This window comes from Streptococcus sp. SG2 (assembly GCF_030439925.1).
GTDB lineage: Bacteria > Bacillota > Bacilli > Lactobacillales > Streptococcaceae > Streptococcus > Streptococcus gordonii.
The window spans coordinates 250,217-271,093 of the sequence record NZ_JAQFJD010000002.1 but is presented as its reverse complement, the minus strand read 5'-3'; the positions used below and the strand labels follow the sequence as shown (position 1 = coordinate 271,093).

The window sequence follows — 20,877 nt, the reverse complement described above, 5'->3', positions numbered from 1 at the left end:
CTATGACAATACTAACTTTTTTCCTCCAAGCTCTTGCAAGTTTGTTGGCTATTATCACTTTTCTTATCGTTTTAAATGTCCAGCGCAGAATGCTAATTCCAGCTGGTCTACTAGGGATGTCTATCTGGCTTCTTTATTTGCTTTTAAAAGGCCCGACCAATGTTATCGTAGCCACCTTTGTAGCTGCTATCGTCGGATCTTGCTGTAGCCAAATTATGAGTGTTATTTATAAAACTCCTGCAGTTGTATTCATCCTGTCAATTCTGGCCCCCTTAGTCCCTGGCTACCTCTCCTATCGAACAACCGCATTCTTTGTAACTGGCGATTATAGTAAGGCCATGGTTAATGCCACCTTAGTAGTCATCTTGGCCCTCGTTATTTCGATTGGGATGGCCAGTGGTACAGTTGCGTTAAAACTTTTTAAGTATATTCAAAAAAGAAAGCACGTCCACTATTGAGTTGACTATAAAGTCTAAACAATTTTGATGCTTCTGATTAAATCTTAGTAAAAATAGGTTTTTCACTAAGATGTTTTAAGTTCCCTGTCTTTGTTCGACGGGGCTTTTTTATCAGTTTTATTTTGAATTATGGTAAAATAGATGTTGAAATACTCTTGATAATCATATCAAGATATGAGGTTTTAATATGAAAATAGGAATCGATAAAATTGGTTTTGCAACCTCCAATTATGTCTTGAAATTAAACGATTTAGCAGCTGCCCGTGCTACCGATCCAGAAAAACTAAGCAAGGGACTCCTGCTTAAAGAACTCAGCATTGCTCCTCTGACTGAAGATATTATCACCTTAGGAGCTGCAGCTGCAGATCCCATTTTGACAAGTGAAGACAAAGAGAAGATTGACATGGTCATTGTTGCTACGGAGTCAAGCATTGATCAGAGCAAGGCAGCGGCCGTTTTTATTCATGGCCTTTTGGCGATCCAGCCCTTTGCCCGGAGTTTTGAGATTAAAGAAGCCTGTTATGGTGCTACTGCTGCACTTGACTACGCCAAACTCCATATTGAAAAATATCCAGATAGCAAGGTCCTCGTTATTGCCAGTGATATTGCCAAATATGGTATTAATACTCCTGGTGAACCAACTCAGGGAGCGGGAGCTATTGCAATGTTGATAAGCAAGGATCCTCGTATCTTAATTTTTAATGAAGATAATGTCGCTCAAACTCGTGACGTTATGGATTTTTGGCGCCCAAATTACTCGACAACTCCTTATGTAAATGGACTTTACTCTACCCAACAATACTTGGATTGTTTGAAAACAACCTGGTATGAGTACCAAAAGCGCCACAAGCTTTCTCTCAAAGATTTTGCTGCCTACTGCTTCCATCTTCCTTATCCAAAACTGGCTCTTAAGGGTCTCAATAAAATCATGGATAAAAGCCTTCCTCAAGAGCAGCAAGATCAGCTTAAGGAAAATTTTGAAAAGTCAATCCTCTACAGCCAAAAAGTCGGAAATATTTACACAGGTTCTCTTTTCCTAGGCCTTTTGTCCCTCTTAGAAAACTCAGATAAACTTAAGGCCGGTGACAAGATTGCTCTCTTTAGTTATGGTAGTGGTGCTGTAGCAGAAATTTTCAGCGCTTCCTTAGTTCCAGGCTATGAAAAACAGCTGTCACGGACACGTCTGGAGGAATTAGACCAGCGTCAAGCTCTTTCTGTTGAAGAATACGAGCATATCTTTTTTGCAGAAGCCGAGCTGGATGCGGAGGGCAATGCCAGCTTCTCTGGCTATGAGGAACAAAGCTTTGCTCTGGCGGAAATTGCAGAGCATCAGCGTAAGTACATTAAAGTTGAGAAATCATCATGAAAATAAACTGGACTGGATTTTCCAAAAAAACTCCTGCTGAACGGCTACAGATGCTGAAAGAAAAGGAACTTTTACAAGATGAACATTGGCAGCTGCTAAACAGTCAGCAGACTTTGCCTTTGGAAACAGCCAACCAGATGAGTGAAAATGTGCTGGCAACTCTAGCCCTACCCTACTCTCTGGTGCCAGACTTTCTGGTGGATGGTAAGACCTATCAAGTTCCATTTGTGACAGAAGAGCCATCTGTGGTAGCAGCGGCTAGCTTTGCCGCTAAGATTATCAAACGTTCAGGCGGATTTGAAACTGAAGTTCACAAACGCCAGATGATTGGGCAAATCGCCCTCTATCAGGTTGATAATGCAGACCAAGCCATCAAAGGTGTTCTCAGGAAAAAGAAAGAGTTGCTGGAGCAGGCCAACCAAGCCTATCCATCGATTGTGGCTCGTGGTGGTGGTGCTAGAGATCTTTGGCTGGAACAAAAGGAAGACTTCCTCATTTTTTATCTATCTGTGGATACGCAGGAAGCTATGGGAGCCAATATGCTCAACACCATGCTAGAGGCTCTCACTCTCCCTCTGGAAGAGCTGACTGGTGGTAAAAGTCTGATGGCTATCCTGTCAAACTATGCAACAGATAGCCTCGTAACAGTCCGCTGTGTCATCGACTATCGCTTTCTCAGCCGGGATAAGGCTGAGGCGGAACTTCTTGCGGATAAGATGCAGCTGGCTAGCAAGCTAGCCCAGGTCGACCCTTACCGAGCAGCTACCCACAATAAAGGCATCTTTAATGGTATTGATGCTTTGGTGATAGCTACTGGAAATGACTGGAGGGCTATAGAAGCTGGCGTTCATGCCTATGCCAGCCGAGAAGGAAGCTACCGCGGTCTCTCTACTTGGACTGCGGACCCAGACAAACGCCAGCTTCATGGCCAGATGACCCTGCCCATGCCCATTGCAACTAAGGGAGGCTCCATCGGCCTCAATCCCGCAGTGGCAGCTAGCTTTGACTTGCTGGGGCAGCCTCAGGCTAAGGAATTGGCATCCCTCATCGTATCGGTTGGATTGGCGCAAAATTTCGCTGCCCTCAAAGCCCTGGTCAGCACTGGCATCCAAGCCGGACACATGAAATTGCAAGCCAAATCTTTAGCATTGCAAGCTGGAGCCCAGGACGAAGAAATTGCTGCTGTAGTCCGTCGCTTAACAGCCAAGAAGACTTTCAACTTAGCTGCTGCTCAGGAAATCCTAGCTGACTTACGAAAACAGGACAAGTAAAAAGGCCATTGATGGCCTTTTTTGTATGTCTTTATGCTATTTAATCTGTTCCTGAGCTTCTTTCAGTCGCCCATAGAGTAGATAGGGTACATTCTTTAGTTCTTGCAAGTTTCGGCAGGACAGGGCACACATGATGAGGCGCAAATCCGATTTCCAGCCTTCTACAATATCAATAACCTCTTCCACTGAGTGATTCTCTACCAAGTCCAGCATGGTACGAGAGAGGCCAACCGCCTTGGCTCCTAAGACAAGGGCTTTGATCATATCCAAAGGATGGCGGACACCTCCACTAGCCAAAAGTTCGACCTCATAGCGAAGTGGCTGAAGAGCTAGCAGGCTCTGCAGAGTAGATTGCCCCCAATCATTAAGGTAGTCACGATTACCACCCCGCTGATTTTCAATATAGGCAAAGCTAGTACCGCCACGGCCAGAAATATCAAAAGTCTGAATCCCCAAGGAGCGCGCTTCTTCAACAGTAGAGCGATCCATGCCAAAGCCAACTTCTTTAAGAATTAGGGGAAGATCCAGCCGCTGACTATAATCTGTCAAGTGCTGGCGCCAAGAACGAAACTCCCGCTCGCCCTCCGGCATCAGCAATTCCTGCATGAGATTGACATGAACCTGCAAAAATAGGGGCTGCAAATCAGCTACTGCTTGCTGGGCAGCTTGATAAGGCTTGTCCAAGCCGATATTAGTTGCTAGTAATAAATTAGGCCGACCAGCTGCCACCCGATAGGAAGGATCAGAAGGTTTTTTCAAGGCTGCGCTGTAAGAGCCAGTTACAAAAAGAAGGCCGCAACTTTCAGCTACTTGAGCCAGTTTCTCATTGATTTGACCGCCCTTTTGGCTGCCGCCAGTCATGGCATTAATGTAAAAGGGAAACTCCCAGTCACGGCCAGCAAAGTGAGTAGATAGGTCAATCTCCGCCAAATCGTACTTGGGCAAAGAGCGGTGAACCAGTTCCATTTCATCAAAACTGTTGTAACTCGGACGCTGCTCTAAAGCATATTTGATATGGTCATCCTTACGATTCTGGCTCATCATGGTCCATCCTTTCTCTATATAATAGCTCAATGCCAGCTGCTTGCCAGGCTTGAATCAGTTGGTTGCTAGATGCGGCATCAAAGCTGAGAGCAATCCCGCAGTCGCCACCACCGGCACCGCTGCTCTTAGCCACACAGTTCAGTCCCTCTGCCGCTTCTTTTAAGACTTTCAGCCTGTCTGTATAAATAGCCGGGCTGAGCCTTTCTAATAGCTGGCTAGCCTTTTCCATACTAGACTTAATAGCAAGCTTATCTCCTGCTAGTAAAGCCCTCTCCAAAGCATCAACCTGTGTCCTACTGCCTGTCAAAAAGGACTCTGAAATAGCTGACTTAACCTGATTGACCAAGTCCTTAGAAATTGCCGGCTGCTTGGTCCAGCCAACTAGAAAATCCATGGCTAAGCAAGGCTTAATACTGCGAATTTCAAAACCCCAATCCTCTGCTAGTAATTGCTGTAAATCAACTTTGTCCATGCGCTTGCGGACCAGCTCTCTATTAAAAGACCGGTAGTAAATCAAATCTTCATAAGCAATGCAGGCTAGATCTCCCATGGAGCCATTGTCTCCGTGCTTGAGGAGAACGTAAGAAGCCAGCTTAAAGAGTAGCTCTGGCTCTAAGTTCAGCTCATAAAGGGCTGCCATGGCCTTGAGAGTCAGAATAACCACACTACCACTGGAGCCAATCCCGAACTTCTTGCCGTCTCTTTCCATCTTGCCACTAATCTTCAGTGAAAAAGGCTGAAGTTGGTAGCCTAAGGTCAGCAAATAAGTGTTCATAGCCCCTACCGTCTCCTGAATCAAGGCATAATCAGGGTCTGGCTCTAGGCTAGCGCTGTGTTCAAACATATCTGATGTCAAATGATAGTCAGGCGCTACCTGGATTTCTCCAGTCATATAGATAGGGATGTCCTTGATAATGGCCGGCTGACCAGCCGTCAGCACTGCATATTCACCTGCCAGATAGAGCTTGCCGCAGGTTTGGACTCTTGCATTAGCTTTCATCTGACAGGTCCTTTGTTTTGGAGACGATAAGCCGGTAGTCCTTCTCAAGTATAGCAGCCAGATGGTCTAGGTCTTCCTCCAAGCAGAGGACCTTGACATTTGGCCCCGCGTCCATGGTAAAGTAGCAACGCTCGCCCTGCTCCCGCAGCTTTCTAACAGCATCCATAGCCTGATAAGACTCCTCTGTCAGATAAGAAAACGGCGGATAAGCTTTTTCTGTCGTAGCATGCATCCGAAGAGCATTTTCTTCTGTCAGCTGACCAACCTTAGCAAACTCATTGTCCCGTAAATAAGCTAGCATAGCCTGATAATCCAAGGCAGACTGGGCAATCCAATCTGGGAAAATGGTGGAAGTTTTAGCACAGAGCTCCATACCGTCACGGCTGGAAATGGGCTTTTTCTCATCGTGCAGAACCAACATAATCATGGCTAGCTTCAAATCCGTCTTGACTGGATAGATGGCTCCACTGTCCTTATCCCAGGCCGCTAGCGGACCAAAGAAAGACCGAGCTGACGACCCAGAAGCAAACTTGGCCAATTGAGCCAGCTCCTGTATCTGATAGCCTGTCTGAAAATAAACATTGCAGGCCTTGACTAGGGCTGACAAACCACTAGAGCTGGAAGACAGACCCGCCGCTGTTGGCATATTATTGCTGGTATCAACACGGACAAAACCATCTTCTGGAGAGCGGAAACGATCAATTATCTTACTGATTTTGGCATGTTCTGCCGGACTTTGCAGCTGACCGTCAATATAAAACTCATCTCCAGTCGCTGAATCTGGCAAAGGAGTCAGCTGAGTCTCGGTATACATATTTTCCAGTGTCAGGGAAATACTACTGGTAGACGGAATCATCTTTTCTGCATCTTTCTTGCCCCAATATTTAACAATTGCAATATTGGCATAGGATTTGACACTTACAGGCTTTCGATCCATGTGTTAATGGCCCCTTTCTCTCTCAATACGGTGGCTAAGACATCCGCCTGATTTCTTTCTCCTACAAGAGCAATGACACAGCCACCCAGACCGCCACCGCTCATCTTAGCTCCCAAAGCTCCATTTTCAAGAGCTGTTTCAACTAGTTCATCAGCTTTCTGGCAAGACACTCCTATCTTGGCTAACTTCTCATGAGCCTTGGTCATAGCTTGTCCCATCGTCATCAGGTCCTTGATAGAAATGGCCTTCTCAAGGATTTTTGTTAAATTCCCCAATTCCTGCAACAAAGGCAGAGCCTTTTGACCCTGACTTTCTACAGCACGGATGGCTTCGCGAGTATGACCGTGAATACCTGTATCTGCAATTACTAAAAAGGCATCTAGATCCAGCTTAATTTCACTGAAACCGAAATTGCGGATGAATTTGATAGCTACATCACTGAGGCAGGTCTTAGCATCAAGGCCGCTGGGATTCATATGGGCAATCATCTCTGCCCGATTGGCTAGAATCTCTAGGGTTTGGTCATCCAGCTCTTCTTCAAAGTAGTCAAAAACAGCCCGAATAGCTGCAATACTAACCGCAGCCGATGAACCCATCCCTCTCTTTTCAGGAACCATAGACTCCACCTGACAGCGTATCTTAGCACCTTGCTGGCCTAAATGTTCTAGACAGGCAAAAACAGCCATAGACAGCGTATCCTCAGCATAAAGAGTCCAGGGACGTTCAGACGAAAAGACCCGGCAGGTTACTTCGATATGGTTGAGTGGCAAGGAAATAGCTGGATATCCATAGACTACCGAATGCTCCCCCATCAAAATAATTTTACTGTGTGCCTTTCCGACACCAATTTCTTTTGTCATGATCTTTCCCTATATTTATTTCTTTAACTATTATTTTAATATACTTTGAAAAAAAAAGCGATTTTTACGAGAAAAATCTTTAGGATTCAAGGAACATGAGAAAACTCCGAGCATAGAAGTCGGAGTATCTTATAGTTCCGTTTTTATCAGATTCATCAGCTGGTTGCGATCTAAGATCCACTGAGCCCGCTCGTCTTTTTCATAGGTCCGGTTGGACAAGAAAATGACTGCCTTTTGCTCCTTGCGATTATACATGATAAAGGTTCCCGTGTAGCCAGTGTGATCCAGCCAGTCGTCCTCCAGATTCCAGGCTAGGCTACGTCTTTTGCCAGGCTCCTTGGAAAAATTCTGGGTCAGATTGGCCGCAAAGTCATCCTGCAGATAATGCTCTAGAAATATTTCCAAATCCCTGAGAGTTGAAAATAAGCCAGCACTACCAGCATGGATGCCTAGAACACGCGCCTTGGGATCATGAACCTGACCATCCTTGACACCGCGAACGGTCGGCACAGCTCCTGGAACTGGCCCAAAACCTGTCTCAGCCAAGCCCCAAGGCTGGAAAATCTGATCTTGAAAAATCTGGTCCAAGGCTTGACCATAGATTTCTTCCAACATGAAGCCCAAGAGCAAAAAATTCACATCCGTATAGCGAAAGGTCTTATCTTCAAGCACTGTCAAATGATTGAGTGCTTCTTTCAACTCGAGAGCTGTCAATTGGTCACGATTGGGAATAAAGGGATCAAGCCCTGACGTGTGAGTCAAGAGTTGGCGCACAGTCACATCTTCTCGATGAAAGTCCGGATAATAGTGTTGCAAGGGCAAATCCAGATCCAGCTTTTCCTGCTCATATAAAAAGGCTGCTAGAGTCCCCACTCCGACCACCTTGCTGACGCTAGCCAGATCATAGACCAAGCCCGCTTGAGTGACTTTTCTTTCTTGCGGATCAGCCAAACCAAAGTAGAATTCCTGCCACTGGCCAGCTTGATATAGGGCTAGGCTAGCCCCAGGATAGATTTCCTGATGAATCTGCTCTTGAATTTTCTCAAAAATTTTTTGCTTTGTCATGCTTGTTCAAACCACAAGTCAATCTGACTATCATCTGTCGCTAAAAGAAACTTTTTAGACTTAGGAACGAACAAATCACGTCCTTCAAGAAGCTCAGCCAATTGATCTACATCAAAACGTTCCAGAGAAAACTTAATCATAGACAAGTCCCAAGTTGCTGCATTTGCAGCCAATAAATCTTGGCCTTCTTCCTCTTTAAACTCAATTGGTAGCGTATCGCCAAAAGGTTGATAATAAGTTTGAGCTACTGATTTATTTGGAACATTGAGAATCACTTTTTCAATATAAAATTGTGTTAAGCCAGTGAACTCAGCCTGTGTCTCAAATACTGGAGTCTTTTCTAGAGCACGGAGTGTTTGAGAATCATCCTCAGCATGAACTAAGAAAGTATCTCCCTCTGGGGAAACAGCCTTGAAAGCATAGCCTTTCTCACCTTGGTAGACCTGTAAAACAGGATGTGCTTGTCCTAACAAAGCTTCAATTTCTTTTGGCTCTTCGACCTTTATAGTGATCTGAGCTAGTTTTTTAGGGCCAACAACCTTACGAGAACGTGCACCTGGCGATTCTTCAATCACTAATCTTTCGCTCTTTGTCTGATCTCCCAAACTGACACCTGGGCCTTCTTCCAACAGATTTTTCATCCCTAATGTCTGACAATAAAATTCTAAGTTTAAACGACGATTGTTCGTTTTTAGTACTGGTACAGCCTTAATCGTTTGATGATTTCGTGTCATAAATTCCTCCAAGTCTCTTCTATTTTAGAGGATTTTCTCCTATTTGACAAATAATTATATAAAAATTTTCAAAAAACAAACACAAGCTGAAACAAAAAGTAGCAGGTCATTCCCTGCTACTTGTAAATCAACAATAAACATTGTGGGCGACAACCAAACCATTGGCAGACTCAAATTCATACTGCAGGTAATTTTGGTAAGTTCCAGGCGCTATGATCCCTCTTACATTCAAAATAGCAGTCCCAGCCTGACCAACAATCGAGTCCGCCAGCAAACAACAATTGGTCGAAAGAATAAAATAGCTTTTAAAACGGCTACTCTTGAATTTATAAAGCTCCGCCCCTAGCTCATGCTTTAATTTATAAGCATAGGTGGGACTACCATTAAGCTCCTGATCACTTGGTTCCCATGGATCTAGCAAGTCATCGATTTCCCTCAGACGCTTTTCAACGGCCTCTCTTTCCTGATCAGTTAAGGCCAGAGAATAGCCAAATAAGGTCTTTTTACTCTCTTTTTTACACAAATCGATATAAGCATCTTTATCCACTTTAAATAGTACCCCGTCACCAATAGTACCAAATAATTTCTGGGAAAAAGGATCATAACTGCCGTAGGAAATTACCTTCCCCTTATAGCAAATATCAACATGACCAATCGCTCCAAATAGGTTTTCCTTAGAAGTATGAACAAGAACCTCTAAATCAGCCTGCTGCTCTCCTTTGAGGACCCGATAAACGCTTGATAATTCCTGCTCCTTCGTCCCGCGTAGAAAATGGTTGAAGCGTTCTAGTTGTTCAAAGGGAATAAAGGCCGCTATGATGACAGGCAGGTTGACCCGAAAATGTCTGCGTAAATCTTTTCTTTCCTTATCAAGGTCAAAGAAAAGTCCATCTCTCATATTGGAAATTCCCAACAAAATCAAATAAATACCTAAAAATAAAAATTGTAGACGGCCATCTGTAGCTGGCGAAAAAATGGTTGTTAGAGCAATCAAACCTTGAAGAATCGCATCAAATAAATAACGAAAACCTCCTTTAGCCCGATCACAACGGTAGAGGTAATAAGTAATGGCATAAACCACAGCTGTCGCCAACTGATAAAGTCCTAAAATAATAATGACAACATTTACTGAAAGGTTACCAAGTTCATTCAAGCCTGCTAAAAACAAGCCAAAGATGATTCGTAGAATCTCAGATGTCAGTGGAATATCTTTCTTACCAGCAAAAAAGTAGAGGATACTATTAAACAAGCCTACTAGAAAAAAATAGAGGCTGAGCAAGTCCAAAGCCAGCTTTGTAAACCCTGCTCCATTTATGATAACAATCATTCCCAGTAGAATGGCTAAGAGACCGAAAAGCAAGGTACGCCGTCCACTTAATCGATCCATTTTAAATGGGACAATCTTCATTCTCTTCCCTCCAGACTATACCTGTATTCTTCCTTACTATGAAAAGATAAGAAGGCAAAAATATATACCAAAATCACTTCTTTCCCTCTGTCTTCAAGTCAGCTAAGTCTTCTAAAAAAAAGGGCTTGCGCCCTTTTAATTATCCATAGATAAATTTGTACAACATAACAGCGGTGATACCTGCAAGGATTGGTGCCACGACTGGTACCCAAGAATACCACCATTTTGAATCACCCTTGTGCTCTCCAAGAACAGACTTAGGCAAGATTTCATGAAGAATACGAGGTCCCAAGTCACGAGCTGGGTTCAATCCAGGACCAGTAGGTCCACCAAGTGAAGTAACCAAAGCCATCACAAGGAAACCAAGTGCCAAGTGTGAAACAGCCAAACCACTAAAAATGTAGTGACCAACTTGTGCTTTACCTTGGATAGAAGAAGTATCTATACCCTGAGTAGCTGCATATTTAATAATCTCAGCTCCAAAGAAGTTCTTTGTCATTGCAATAGCAGCAAAGAAAAGAACAAAGGAACCAACAAACTCATTTACAAAACCATTGATAGTTGCTACTTTGCGAGACTCAGGTGTTCCATGATCGATGCTTGAAATCGTTGAGAAACTTCCCAATATTGCATTTGGATTTGTTGTTTGCAAGTAGTAAGGACGGTGAGTCGCAACCACAAGGGCTTGACCGAAGATAGCTCCCAAAATCTGAGCTGCAATGTAAGGAGCAACATGTCCCCATTCAAAGTAGCCGCTGACAGCCAACCCCAAAGTAAAGGCCGGATTAATATGGTTTCCTGACACATTTCCAAACATCAAAGCAGGAATCATAACACCCATTCCGTAACCAACTGCGATTACCAACCAACCGCTTTGATGACCTTTAGTGCCTTTCAATTCAACGTTAGCTACAGCACCGTTTCCTAAAATAATCAAAATGGCCGTACCCAGAAATTCTGTGACGTATTTCGCCATCCATGTAACATCCATGTGTTCAATCTCCTTATAAAATTTTTAGACAAACTTTATTGTATCAGTTATAATGGAGAATGTAAAGGTCAATTTTATATAAATACAAAAAAGGAGTAGTCTCATGCGTTACAACCAGTATAGTTACACAAAAGCAAGTGAAGAAGTTATGCTGGACGAATTGGCTCGTTTAGGATTCACTATCCAAACAACTAATTCTCCTAAGGAAAACCTTCATCACTTTCTTCAAAAAATTCTCTTTCGCTATCAGGACGTCAACTATGTCCTCTCTAGCTGGGTAGCCGACCGACAAACAGATCTGTTAACCTTCTTCCAATCCGACCAGCAACTGACTGAAGAGATCTTCTATACCGTAGCCCTACAGGTCTTAGGTTTTGTTCCCTTCGTGGACTTTGACGATGTAACAGCCTTCTGCAAGGATATTCATTTCCCAATCACTTATGGAAATATCCTCGAAAATCTTTATCAACTGCTCAATACTAGAACCAAGTTAGGGAATATTCTAATTGACCAGCTTGTCAGTGAGGGATTCATTCCAGAAAGCAATGACTACCACTTCTTCAACGGCAAAAGTCTAGCAACCTTCAGTAGCCATGAGGCCATTCGCGAAGTCGTTTATGTTGAATCCCGTGTGGACACAGATGGAAATGGCAAGCCGGATTTAGTCAAGGTTAGTATCATCCGCCCTTCTTATGAAGGACAAATTCCTGCAGTCATGACTGCCAGTCCCTACCATCAAGGTACCAACGATAAAGCTAGTGATAAGGCTCTGCACAACATGAATGTAGACTTAGCCTGCAAGAACCCTAGAACAATTACTGTTCAAGAATCTAGCATTCAAACAGTAGAACCCCAAGGACAGGCAACTTTAGTTGAGACAGCTGAAGAAAAGCTGGGCCATATTGGCAGTTACACCCTCAATGATTACCTACTTCCTCGTGGCTTTGCCAATCTCTACGTATCTGGTGTTGGAACCAAGGATTCAGAAGGGATGATGACCAGTGGAGATTATCAGCAGATTGAAGCCTACAAAAATGTCATCGACTGGCTCAACGGTCGCTGTCGCGCCTTCACAGATCACAGTCGCCAAAGAGAAATCAAGGCAACTTGGTCTAATGGAAAAGTTGCCACAACTGGAATTTCTTACCTAGGAACCATGTCAAATGGTTTAGCAACAACGGGGGTAGACGGGTTAGAAGTCATCATTGCTGAGGCTGGTATTTCTTCCTGGTATAACTACTACCGTGAAAACGGACTTGTCACTAGCCCTGGTGGTTATCCAGGCGAAGATTTTGAATCACTAACTGAGCTGACCTATTCACGCAATCTCCTAGCTGGCGAATACCTACGTCACAATCAAGCTTACCAAGCCTACCTTGACCAGCAAAGAAAGGACTTGGAACGAGAAACTGGTGACTACAATCAATTTTGGCACGACCGCAACTACTTGATCCATGCAGATAAGGTCAAGACTGAAGTTGTCTTCACTCATGGCTCTCAAGACTGGAATGTCAAACCTCTCCACGTCTATAATATGTTCCATGCTCTGCCAGCTCATATCAAAAAGCACCTCTTCTTCCATAACGGTGCTCATGTTTATATCAACAACTGGCAGTCCATTGACTTTCGTGAAAGCATGAACGCTCTTTTATCCAAAAAATTACTAGGGCATTCATCCGACTTTGACTTGCCACCCGTCATCTGGCAGGACAACAGCCAGGCGCAAAACTGGATGAGCCTAGATGATTTTGGAAATCAAGAAGACTACTCTCATTTCCATCTTGGTAAAGGCTCTCAAGAAATCCAAAATCGTTATTCAGACGAAGACTACAATCGCTTTGCCAAGAGTTATCAAGTTTTCAAAAATGAGCTATTTGAAGGCAAAACCCAGCAGATCACCCTTGATTGGACGCTGGAACAAGATCTCTTTATCAATGGACCTGCCAAGCTCAATCTCCACCTCAAATCTAGCACCAACAAAGGTCTCATCTCCGCCCAGCTTTTGGACTATGGACCTGCCAAACGCCTAACCCCAATCCCAAGCCCCTTGGAACCAAGAGTGATGGATAACGGGCGCTACTATATGCTGGACAATCTGATGGAGCTTCCTTTTACGGACACTCCACACCGCGTCATCACAAAGGGCTTCCTCAACCTGCAAAATAGGACTGATCTCTTAACTGTTGAAGAAGTAGTCCCTAATCAATGGATGGAACTATCCTTTGAACTGCAACCAACAATCTACAAACTGAAAAAGGGTGACCAACTGCGTCTCGTCCTCTACACTACTGATTTTGAGCACACTGTCCGCGATAAGACAGACTACCATCTAAGTGTTGATATGGAGCATTCTAGCTTAAGTCTGCCTCACAAGAAATCTTGATAAATAAAAAAATAAAAGCACATTTTGTGCTTTTATTTTTCTCGGATATAATTTTTTGCGTACTTGTCGTAGTTTGGTTTTTCCTTACGATTCATTGCCAAAATCATGGTTCCTTCGAGATAGTTATCCTCTGAAGTTGGCTGTAAGAGAACAGCGATATTTTTGTCTGCATCAGGGAAAATAATTGAATATTTCTTCCCTTCCATTTCAATCACGATATATTGAACATTATTTTTAAATCCAACCTCTACCTGCTTATACTCTGCTTCTTGTCCATTCACACTGACCTTCTTGTCAGTAAAGGTTACAGTAGTATACTCATGGTTAGAATCCTGAACATTCCACTTGCCTTTAAGGTTTTGTTTGCTGTTGCATCCAGCTAAAATAAAGAGAGGAATCAAAAGACTAAGCAACAAAAGGCTCCATTTGTGTTTTTTCATTAAGAGATTTCTCCTATATCTAAATTTTTAAATATTCTATCATAATCTCAACTTTTTCGTCAACATTGCTTTGAAATGATTCTCTAAATGTTGAAGCAGATTCTTGCCACTTTTTTAAAAAATGATATAATTTGAAGAGTGTAGATTACCAAATGTTAATCCTCAAATAGGAAAGGAATTATAAAAATCTTATGATGAACATGCAATCAATGATGAAGCAAGCGCAAAAGCTTCAAAAGCAAATGGAACAAAGCCAAGCAGAATTGGCAGCTACTGAGTTTGTAGGCAAATCTGCTCAAGACTTAGTGACAGCAACTTTGACTGGCGATAAGAAAGTTGTAAAAATCGACTTCCAAACTGCTGTTGTTGATCCAGAGGATCTTGAAACCTTGTCTGATATGACTGTCCAAGCGCTTAACCATGCACTAGAGCAAATCGACGAAGCAACCAAAAAGAAAATGGGTGCCTTTGCAGGTAAACTGCCGTTTTAATCACAAAACCCTCACTCTGATTAGAGAGTGAGGGTTTTCTCTTAGCTTCCTGGAAAGTTTAAAAGGTCAGCTGCTTTATTTTCTAATAAGGTCGAATATTTAGGATTGTCCTTCAGCTCTTTAATCGAGCTTTGAATGTATTCAACATCGTCTGTGATAATCCCATCCACCCCTAGTCTAAAGGACTTGGCTACGGCATCTTCTGTATTAATGGTCCAAGTATAGAGTAGTTTATCTGAACTCCATAGCTTATTGACAAAGTTTTCATCTAGGGTCGAATATTCCATGGTATAGCCAGATGCCTTGGTTCGAGGGAAAATGGTGTTATAAGGTAAAATGAAGAAGGCCGGTATATCCTTATCATAATCCAGCACCTTATCAATCACTTGATAATCTAGCGACTGCATTTGATGCCCATATATTTTGATGTTAGCTGCATATTTCTTCAAGAATCGCTCCATCATATCTGAAGAGTCAAGTTTGCTTGTTTTAATTTCAATCAAAAGGCGCTGTCCCAGCTGATTGGCTCTTTTTAAATAAGCATCAAAACTTGAAATCTTAGTTCGATGGCCATTTTCCGAAATATCTAGAGCTGTTAACTCTGCTAGCGTCAATTCCTGAGGATGTTTATCTACTCCTGCTAGCTCTTTTTTAAGGTGGCATCATGCATCATGACGAACTGGTCGTCTTTTGTCTCTTGTACATCCATTTCGATATAGTCTGGCTTGAGTAAGGCTGTTTTTTCTAAAGACTCAATTGTATTTTGTACCCCATTTCCATTTGAAACTCCCCGGTGAGAGATGGTCAGAGGAATGGTTTCCAAAGGAAATTGCAGATAAACATAGCCTTCCAATCCAAAAATTAAGCACGACGCTAGAAGTATCAAAGCCCGTAACCAAGGATTCCCCTTTTTTCGAGGATAGTCTGCCAGTGACTTATCAGTCAAGAAAGATAGAAACTTGATTAAAAAGTAGCTCAGCATGAAATAATAAGCCAGCTTCATGACTACAAAATTGAAGACTCCGACACCAAGACTAATTGCATTAGACTGGGTATCCGCATATTTTTGAAGAAAGACAATACCAATGACAAAGAAGGCGTAGATAAACAAACTTTTGAAAACAATCCAAGATAAGTGCCATGAATAGAAAATGAGCCGTTTTCTGGTCTTAGCCAGGCTAAATCGGATGGCTTCTCTGACAGAGATTCTTTCTAAAAAGATTTTGGGGATGGCAAACATAAAGCGCACTGCCAACAAAAACAGGATTATTGCTAGAATCCCTATCGCCCAGCCCAAGTAGTATTGATTGCTCAGATATTCCTGTATAAACTCCGGAATTAAAATCTTATTGAGGTAGTATATTTTTAAAATCTGTCGGAAAAATGGAAAGAGAATCCCCATATAACACACAATAAAGAGAACCTTTCCTGGTCTAGCTCTCAGTAGCATGATCCAACTGTCTCTCAAAGTCGCTTTAATAAAGCCCCAATGGGAACGTTCTTCCTTATCTAACAAGTTGCGTACGCCCATGAAGATAATGCCTGCCTGGAAATAAGCGACTAATAAATTGATCAAAAATAGGCCTAGAAACTGGGCAGTCACAAGCCAATTTGCTGTGAAAATACTTACAGCGTTGTTATAAGATAAGAATTCGTAGCCCGTCTGCTTGAGCAATGATTCAGCCGCCCAAGACGTAAAAGGAATCCAGGCAAATTCCATGGCCATAAAAACCATGAAAAAGAGTAGCAAGATCTTATCTAAATTTCGATAGAGACGTTTGAAGCCTAACTTTTGCGGTTTCATCTTCATTCCTTCTTTTTTAAAACAATAAATCTCAGTTTTTCAACTGAGATTTTTCTTACTTCCCAAATAAACGCGCCCAGAATCCTTTGTTTTCCTGCTGTTGGACTTGCTCTTTTGCTTCGTCCAACTCTAACAGTAACGTTTCGCGCTCACTCATAGCCTTGGCTGTCAGCTGTTGTTGCTGATCCAGTTGCTTGTCCTTCTCCGCAATCTGAACGTCCTTAATCCGAAGTTGTTCGTCTTTGCGTTTTAATTGCTCATCTTTTGACTTGAGTTGGTCGTATAGACGGAGAATCTCTGCATTTTTCTCGTCTACCAAAATTTCCATCAGTTCGCGCTGTTTGACGTCTTCGCTGACTGGTTCATCCTCAAAAATGGTCTTCTTGTATATCTCTTCCAGTTTAATTAATCCGCTGCGAGTAACAACCGTTACTCCTTTTTCATTTTTTGTTGTATCTTCTTCTGGGAGAGCTTTGACACGATTGTTAATCGCTTGGCGACTAACTCCGAGAATCTCAGCTAACTCGCTGACTGTCTTTTCAATTGCCATAATTTCCTCAAATACTTTTTCTAGATATAGATACCTAAATCTTATCATATCAAGGCTTCCCTGTCAAATTTCCCAATATTTTCTAAGCTTAACTCCTATCCATTTTTCTCCCTTTTATGATACAATGAGACAGATTAGATTACTTTGAAAATGAATGACTACACCAAGCTTAAAACGATCATTTAACTGCTCATTAGTGGACAATATTTCCTAAGAAACATTCACAATTAAACCTTAGCCAAATTTATCTCAGAAAGGACGATAGGAATGAACCATTTCGACACAATCATCATTGGAGGAGGACCGGCTGGCATGATGGCTGCCATTTCCAGTTCTTTCTACGGACAGAAGACCTTGCTTATCGAGAAAAATAAACGCCTAGGCAAGAAACTAGCCGGTACAGGCGGTGGTCGCTGCAATGTGACCAATAATGGAAACTTGGATGACCTCATGGCCGGTATTCCGGGCAACGGGCGCTTTCTTTATAGTGTCTTTTCCCAATTTGACAACCATGATATCATCAACTTCTTTACAGAGAACGGCGTCAAACTCAAGGTTGAAGACCACGGACGTGTTTTCCCAGCGACAGACAAGTCCCGCACCATTATCGAAGCTTTGGAAAAGAAAATTGCAGAGCTGGGCGGCACTGTCATCACCAATACTGAAATCGTCTCCGTTAAAAAATCCGACGATCTTTTCACTGTCAGATCCAGCAACCAGACTTGGACCTGCCAGAAATTGATTGTGACGACTGGCGGCAAGTCCTATCCTTCAACAGGCTCGACAGGCTTCGGTCATGATATTGCCCGACACTTCAAGCACACAGTGACTGACCTAGAAGCTGCTGAAAGTCCTCTTCTGACTGGCTTTCCCCATAAAGTGCTTCAGGGGATTTCGCTGGACGATGTGACCCTCAGCTATGGCAAGCATGTCATTACCCACGACCTGCTCTTTACTCACTTTGGCCTATCAGGCCCGGCAGCCCTGCGCTTGTCTAGCTTTGTCAAGGGTGGAGAAACCATCTTTCTGGATGTCCTTCCTCAGATGAGTCAGCAGGATCTGGCGGACTTTTTAGAAGAAAACCGGGAAAAATCGCTGAAGAACTGCCTGAAAATCCTCCTACCCGAGCGAATGGCAGACTTTTTTGCCCAACCCTTTCCCGATAAAGTCAAACAACTCAATCTCAGTGAAAAAGAGGCCCTCATCAAGCAAATCAAGGAACTGCCCATCCCTGTCACTGGCAAAATGTCCCTGGCCAAGTCCTTTGTAACCAAAGGAGGCGTCAGCCTCAAAGAAATCAATCCCAAAACTCTAGAAAGCAAACTGGTTCCCGGCCTCCACTTTGCTGGAGAGGTCCTAGACATCAATGCCCACACGGGTGGCTTCAACATCACCTCTGCCCTCTGCACTGGCTGGGTGGCAGGAAGCTTGCATTATGAGTGATAGGTAAAATAGTAGAATCATAAAAAACTGGTCGAGGAAAATCCTCGCCAGTTTTTATTCTTCGTTTGTCCGCACATAAGCGGCAATCACATCTGACGTATACTGAGCTGTGCCAATTCCAAATTTGTCGATGTTTTCCTTAAACTCTGGATTATAGACATAGCCTTTACCGATATGACCAAAGACTTGTAGCGAGCAGTCAAAGCCATAAGTACGAATGGCTTGTAAAAGACGCCCTGCCTGCTCTTGATTTTCTGACGCTTCAACTGGCAAGCCTTGTCTCATATTCTCTGCCAGACTTTGAAAAACTTGATTGAAGGCTTCGGTTGATTCTTCTTCCCGTCCATTTTGACGAGTCAATGCTTCTGCCATAACTTCTTGACCGTATTCTTCAACAGCTTCTTGATGATATTTGTGATTGTCTTCGTAGGTAAAACCTGCGAATTTTTCTTTCATTGTCATTTTTCTTTCTCCTTTTTGAGCTTGAATTGTTTTTTGCAAGGTCGAAATCAAAGTATCCAAGCGGTCTCTTTCTTGCTCAAGACAATCCAACTGCCTTACCAGATGTGGCAATAGGGCCTGATCGTCCTGACTCAAGAGCTCTGCTATTTTCTCCAAAGAAAAGCCCAGATACTTGTAGTAAAGAATGACTTGCAACCTCTCTAAATCGGCTTGACTGTATGTTCGGTAGCCATTTTCTGATTTAGCAGGCACCAAAAGTCCGATTTTGTCGTAGTGATGTAGAGTTTTGACTGAAACGCCTGAAAGCTGTGCAGCTTCTTTAACATGATACATGAAAGACCTCCTTTCTACTATAGTATAATCCCTAACCTTAGGGTAGGGTCAAGTGTTGTTAAAAAAACTCCCCACTTAGATTACAAGGGAGTTTCATAGCTTAGTTTTTGGTTAAAGAAAATTCAAAAGCATAGTAATTTGAATAATCAAGAGGTTGATCAGCAGGACCAGTAAACATGACAGGTGTGAATTTACCATTTTCTAAAGTAAAGCCTGGCTCAGCTTTCCCTATACCACCAAGACCTGTTATACCAGGAGTCAATGCACTATATTCTCCTGAAACCAACTCCCACCGATAGAGGTTTTGACTGATTTTAATGGCTCTTGCAACAGCCTTTACATCGCTCTTCTCCCCATAACTGCTAAAGTTAGCTTGAGTCCAAATAGATCCATCTGCGCCAACAGTCATTGTAATCTCCTCAGCTTGAGGACTTCTTCCTTTCCAGACACCAACCAATTCTGATGGAACAAGGGAGTCTGCTGTAGGAGCTTCCTTAGCGCTAGAACTGGATGAACTAGTTTGGCTTGATTTTGAAGCATCCTCACTAGAAGAAACTGAAGTTTGGCTGGATGAAGTCGATGACTCCTTGAAACTGCTCTTACTAGACTCACTCGATTTACTCTGACTAGACTTACTCGATTTACTGACCTTATCGCTGGATGAACTCTTTGTTACGCTATCTTTTGGCGAACTGCAGGCTACTAAAATAAATGACAAAGCTAGAAATAAAGATGCATAAAGGAGTTTTGACAATGATTTCACCATCATGGTTACCTCTTTTCTACTTTTCTACACTCTGAAATTATTATAGTTCTTTTTATTCAAAAAAATCAAGTTATTTTTGGAATTGGCTTAAAATCTTTACTTATATAAAACCTTTTGTAAAAATGGCCAAACTAGGTAAAATCTATAAACACTTTATCAACAGCGAATGAGTTCAAGTGTCCTATTCCATAGGCTATGTAAAAGCAAGGGAAGATAAAGTGATTGAACCTACTTAAAAAGGAGAAAACAAAATCATCACTAAAGTATTTTGTCAAATCTTCCCTAAATCAATAAAACAAGAGGATTGATTTCCTATTTGTGAGAAACCATAGCAATAAAGCCCAGTTTTTCTTGATTCTTTTGGAACATCTTAAACATCTTCATAAATTGGCCGTAGTTTTCTTTCTTGAGGGCATTGAAGCAAATTTTCAGAGTGCCGCCTAGTCCTTCGTCATATATCATCCCTCGAAGGCTCATCAAGGTCATTTCGCCGACAAAGGTGTCTACACGGTCAAAAGCATGAGAACGTGCCAGCTGAATCCAAGAGCCTTCTGTCAATGGGCCAACATTGACGTTAATCGCACGTGACAGCTCTTCCCGGACATTCTCATCTCTTTGCTTAAGCATGACATCATGAGTCAGAAGCACACCGCCGGGCTTCAGCACCCGGTAGTACTCTTCCATACATTTAGCTTTCCCCTTCTCTGTCTGCATGGTCAGCATGGCTTCATTGATAACGATATCAAACGAATTGTCATCATAAGGTAGCTTCATAGCGTTGGCTTGTTTAAATGTGACGAGTTCACCAACGCCAGCCTTGTCTCCATTAAGTCGCGCCTGAGCCAGCGCAGCCTTATCTAAATCAACTGCAGTAATTTGGCAACCATATTTTTTTGCTAATTCAATCGTTGTAGTTCCCATATTGCAGGCTACCTCTAGAACCTTTTTATCACTGGAAAATTTCCCTTGCTCTATCAACCAGTCGGTTGCAAGCTTACCTCCAGGACGAAGACGTTTCTTTCCTAATTTTGCTAAAAATTTATGACCTGCTTCTGCCATGGTCCACCTCCT

The 20,877-nt window shown here is 42.7% G+C and carries 19 protein-coding genes and 1 pseudogene; 6 read left to right on the top strand and 14 right to left on the bottom strand.

What is annotated here, in order from left to right:
• Positions 1–2 precede the first annotated feature (2 nt).
• The 3 genes from PCY09_RS05185 (at position 3) to PCY09_RS05175 (ending at position 3,095) form a co-directional block, all read left to right on the top strand.
• Complete coding sequence (locus tag PCY09_RS05185) at positions 3–458, top strand: threonine/serine exporter family protein (protein WP_045505394.1); 456 nt, start codon at positions 3–5, stop codon at positions 456–458.
• 187 nt (positions 459–645) lie between these two features.
• Positions 646–1,824, top strand: a complete 1,179-nt coding sequence (locus tag PCY09_RS05180; protein WP_125396806.1) for a hydroxymethylglutaryl-CoA synthase — start codon at positions 646–648, stop codon at positions 1,822–1,824.
• Positions 1,821–3,095, top strand: coding sequence for a hydroxymethylglutaryl-CoA reductase, degradative (locus tag PCY09_RS05175; RefSeq protein WP_195321590.1), 1,275 nt, complete (start codon positions 1,821–1,823; stop codon positions 3,093–3,095). Before PCY09_RS05180 ends, PCY09_RS05175 begins: the two co-directional genes overlap by 4 nt.
• Before the next feature lie 36 nt (positions 3,096–3,131).
• Here PCY09_RS05175 and fni read toward each other — a convergent pair whose 3' ends face one another.
• The 8 genes from fni to gla form a co-directional block, all read right to left on the bottom strand.
• Positions 3,132–4,139: a type 2 isopentenyl-diphosphate Delta-isomerase gene (fni, locus tag PCY09_RS05170; RefSeq protein ID WP_125396805.1), complete on the bottom strand. Its 1,008-nt coding sequence runs from the start codon at positions 4,137–4,139 to the stop codon at positions 3,132–3,134.
• Positions 4,120–5,139 carry a phosphomevalonate kinase gene (locus PCY09_RS05165; protein WP_061583215.1) on the bottom strand — a complete coding sequence of 340 codons (1,020 nt, stop codon included), beginning with the start codon at positions 5,137–5,139 and terminating at the stop codon, positions 4,120–4,122. Before PCY09_RS05165 ends, fni begins: the two co-directional genes overlap by 20 nt.
• Complete coding sequence (mvaD, locus tag PCY09_RS05160; RefSeq protein ID WP_061583214.1) at positions 5,129–6,076, bottom strand: diphosphomevalonate decarboxylase; 948 nt, start codon at positions 6,074–6,076, stop codon at positions 5,129–5,131. The genes PCY09_RS05165 and mvaD overlap by 11 nt, the downstream gene beginning before the upstream one ends.
• Entirely contained in the window at positions 6,058–6,936 is an 879-nt protein-coding gene (mvk, locus tag PCY09_RS05155; protein ID WP_061583213.1) for a mevalonate kinase, read from the bottom strand. Before mvk ends, mvaD begins: the two co-directional genes overlap by 19 nt.
• A 129-nt stretch (positions 6,937–7,065) precedes the next feature.
• Complete coding sequence (locus PCY09_RS05150) at positions 7,066–8,001, bottom strand: serine hydrolase domain-containing protein (RefSeq protein ID WP_061583212.1); 936 nt, start codon at positions 7,999–8,001, stop codon at positions 7,066–7,068.
• Positions 7,998–8,735 (bottom strand): CppA N-terminal domain-containing protein, encoded by a 738-nt coding sequence (locus PCY09_RS05145; protein ID WP_125396804.1) that lies wholly within the window; start codon positions 8,733–8,735, stop codon positions 7,998–8,000. The genes PCY09_RS05150 and PCY09_RS05145 overlap by 4 nt, the downstream gene beginning before the upstream one ends.
• A gap of 127 nt (positions 8,736–8,862) precedes the next feature.
• The gene (locus tag PCY09_RS05140; protein ID WP_125396803.1) at positions 8,863–10,143 is read right to left on the bottom strand and encodes a DUF308 domain-containing protein; all 1,281 of its coding nucleotides are present in this window, start codon (positions 10,141–10,143) and stop codon (positions 8,863–8,865) included.
• A 139-nt stretch (positions 10,144–10,282) separates the two neighbouring features.
• Positions 10,283–11,134 (bottom strand): aquaglyceroporin Gla, encoded by an 852-nt coding sequence (gene gla / locus PCY09_RS05135; protein ID WP_227250308.1) that lies wholly within the window; start codon positions 11,132–11,134, stop codon positions 10,283–10,285.
• Between the two features lie 103 nt (positions 11,135–11,237).
• On the opposite strand from gla, the gene PCY09_RS05130 reads away from it, so the two are divergent.
• Positions 11,238–13,517, top strand: coding sequence for a Xaa-Pro dipeptidyl-peptidase (locus PCY09_RS05130; RefSeq protein WP_125396801.1), 2,280 nt, complete (start codon positions 11,238–11,240; stop codon positions 13,515–13,517).
• A 32-nt stretch (positions 13,518–13,549) separates the two neighbouring features.
• On the opposite strand, the gene PCY09_RS05125 is transcribed toward PCY09_RS05130, so the two are convergent.
• The gene (locus PCY09_RS05125; protein WP_008808251.1) at positions 13,550–13,957 is read right to left on the bottom strand and encodes a glycosyl transferase; all 408 of its coding nucleotides are present in this window, start codon (positions 13,955–13,957) and stop codon (positions 13,550–13,552) included.
• 191 nt (positions 13,958–14,148) lie between these two features.
• On the opposite strand from PCY09_RS05125, the gene PCY09_RS05120 reads away from it, so the two are divergent.
• Positions 14,149–14,448, top strand: coding sequence for a YbaB/EbfC family nucleoid-associated protein (locus PCY09_RS05120; protein ID WP_048777428.1), 300 nt, complete (start codon positions 14,149–14,151; stop codon positions 14,446–14,448).
• Positions 14,449–14,489: 41 nt separating this feature from the next.
• On the opposite strand, the pseudogene PCY09_RS05115 reads toward PCY09_RS05120, so the two are convergent.
• Both PCY09_RS05115 and PCY09_RS05110 read right to left on the bottom strand, forming a co-directional pair.
• A pseudogene (locus tag PCY09_RS05115) lies at positions 14,490–16,252 on the bottom strand (glycerophosphoryl diester phosphodiesterase membrane domain-containing protein).
• Between the two features lie 55 nt (positions 16,253–16,307).
• Positions 16,308–16,802 (bottom strand): DUF536 domain-containing protein, encoded by a 495-nt coding sequence (locus tag PCY09_RS05110; RefSeq protein ID WP_008808248.1) that lies wholly within the window; start codon positions 16,800–16,802, stop codon positions 16,308–16,310.
• Positions 16,803–17,069: 267 nt separating this feature from the next.
• Between PCY09_RS05110 and PCY09_RS05105 the strand changes: the two genes are divergently transcribed.
• Positions 17,070–18,245, top strand: a complete 1,176-nt coding sequence (locus PCY09_RS05105; protein WP_060971083.1) for an NAD(P)/FAD-dependent oxidoreductase — start codon at positions 17,070–17,072, stop codon at positions 18,243–18,245.
• 54 nt (positions 18,246–18,299) lie between these two features.
• On the opposite strand, the gene PCY09_RS05100 is transcribed toward PCY09_RS05105, so the two are convergent.
• The 3 genes from PCY09_RS05100 to PCY09_RS05090 form a co-directional block, all read right to left on the bottom strand.
• Positions 18,300–19,040 (bottom strand): MerR family transcriptional regulator, encoded by a 741-nt coding sequence (locus PCY09_RS05100; RefSeq protein WP_060971082.1) that lies wholly within the window; start codon positions 19,038–19,040, stop codon positions 18,300–18,302.
• Between the two features lie 100 nt (positions 19,041–19,140).
• Positions 19,141–19,809: a hypothetical protein gene (locus PCY09_RS05095; protein WP_061596207.1), complete on the bottom strand. Its 669-nt coding sequence runs from the start codon at positions 19,807–19,809 to the stop codon at positions 19,141–19,143.
• Positions 19,810–20,118: 309 nt separating this feature from the next.
• A complete protein-coding gene (locus PCY09_RS05090) occupies positions 20,119–20,865 on the bottom strand; it encodes a class I SAM-dependent methyltransferase (RefSeq protein WP_008808244.1) in 747 nt (248 codons plus the stop codon).
• Positions 20,866–20,877 lie beyond the last annotated feature (12 nt).

Coding starts and splice junctions, on each gene's coding strand:
- PCY09_RS05185 (WP_045505394.1), top strand. CDS start 3: ATGACAATACTAACTTTTTTCCTCCAAGCTCTTGCAAGTTTGTTGGCT.
- fni (WP_125396805.1), bottom strand. CDS start 4,139: ATGATGAGCCAGAATCGTAAGGATGACCATATCAAATATGCTTTAGAG.
- PCY09_RS05095 (WP_061596207.1), bottom strand. CDS start 19,809: ATGATGGTGAAATCATTGTCAAAACTCCTTTATGCATCTTTATTTCTA.
- PCY09_RS05140 (WP_125396803.1), bottom strand. CDS start 10,143: ATGAAGATTGTCCCATTTAAAATGGATCGATTAAGTGGACGGCGTACC.
- PCY09_RS05145 (WP_125396804.1), bottom strand. CDS start 8,735: ATGACACGAAATCATCAAACGATTAAGGCTGTACCAGTACTAAAAACG.
- PCY09_RS05165 (WP_061583215.1), bottom strand. CDS start 5,139: ATGAAAGCTAATGCAAGAGTCCAAACCTGCGGCAAGCTCTATCTGGCA.
- PCY09_RS05150 (WP_061583212.1), bottom strand. CDS start 8,001: ATGACAAAGCAAAAAATTTTTGAGAAAATTCAAGAGCAGATTCATCAG.
- PCY09_RS05120 (WP_048777428.1), top strand. CDS start 14,149: ATGATGAACATGCAATCAATGATGAAGCAAGCGCAAAAGCTTCAAAAG.
- PCY09_RS05110 (WP_008808248.1), bottom strand. CDS start 16,802: ATGGCAATTGAAAAGACAGTCAGCGAGTTAGCTGAGATTCTCGGAGTT.
- PCY09_RS05100 (WP_060971082.1), bottom strand. CDS start 19,040: ATGTATCATGTTAAAGAAGCTGCACAGCTTTCAGGCGTTTCAGTCAAA.
- PCY09_RS05125 (WP_008808251.1), bottom strand. CDS start 13,957: ATGAAAAAACACAAATGGAGCCTTTTGTTGCTTAGTCTTTTGATTCCT.
- PCY09_RS05130 (WP_125396801.1), top strand. CDS start 11,238: ATGCGTTACAACCAGTATAGTTACACAAAAGCAAGTGAAGAAGTTATG.
- mvaD (WP_061583214.1), bottom strand. CDS start 6,076: ATGGATCGAAAGCCTGTAAGTGTCAAATCCTATGCCAATATTGCAATT.
- PCY09_RS05175 (WP_195321590.1), top strand. CDS start 1,821: ATGAAAATAAACTGGACTGGATTTTCCAAAAAAACTCCTGCTGAACGG.
- gla (WP_227250308.1), bottom strand. CDS start 11,134: ATGGATGTTACATGGATGGCGAAATACGTCACAGAATTTCTGGGTACG.
- mvk (WP_061583213.1), bottom strand. CDS start 6,936: ATGACAAAAGAAATTGGTGTCGGAAAGGCACACAGTAAAATTATTTTG.
- PCY09_RS05180 (WP_125396806.1), top strand. CDS start 646: ATGAAAATAGGAATCGATAAAATTGGTTTTGCAACCTCCAATTATGTC.
- PCY09_RS05090 (WP_008808244.1), bottom strand. CDS start 20,865: ATGGCAGAAGCAGGTCATAAATTTTTAGCAAAATTAGGAAAGAAACGT.
- PCY09_RS05105 (WP_060971083.1), top strand. CDS start 17,070: ATGAACCATTTCGACACAATCATCATTGGAGGAGGACCGGCTGGCATG.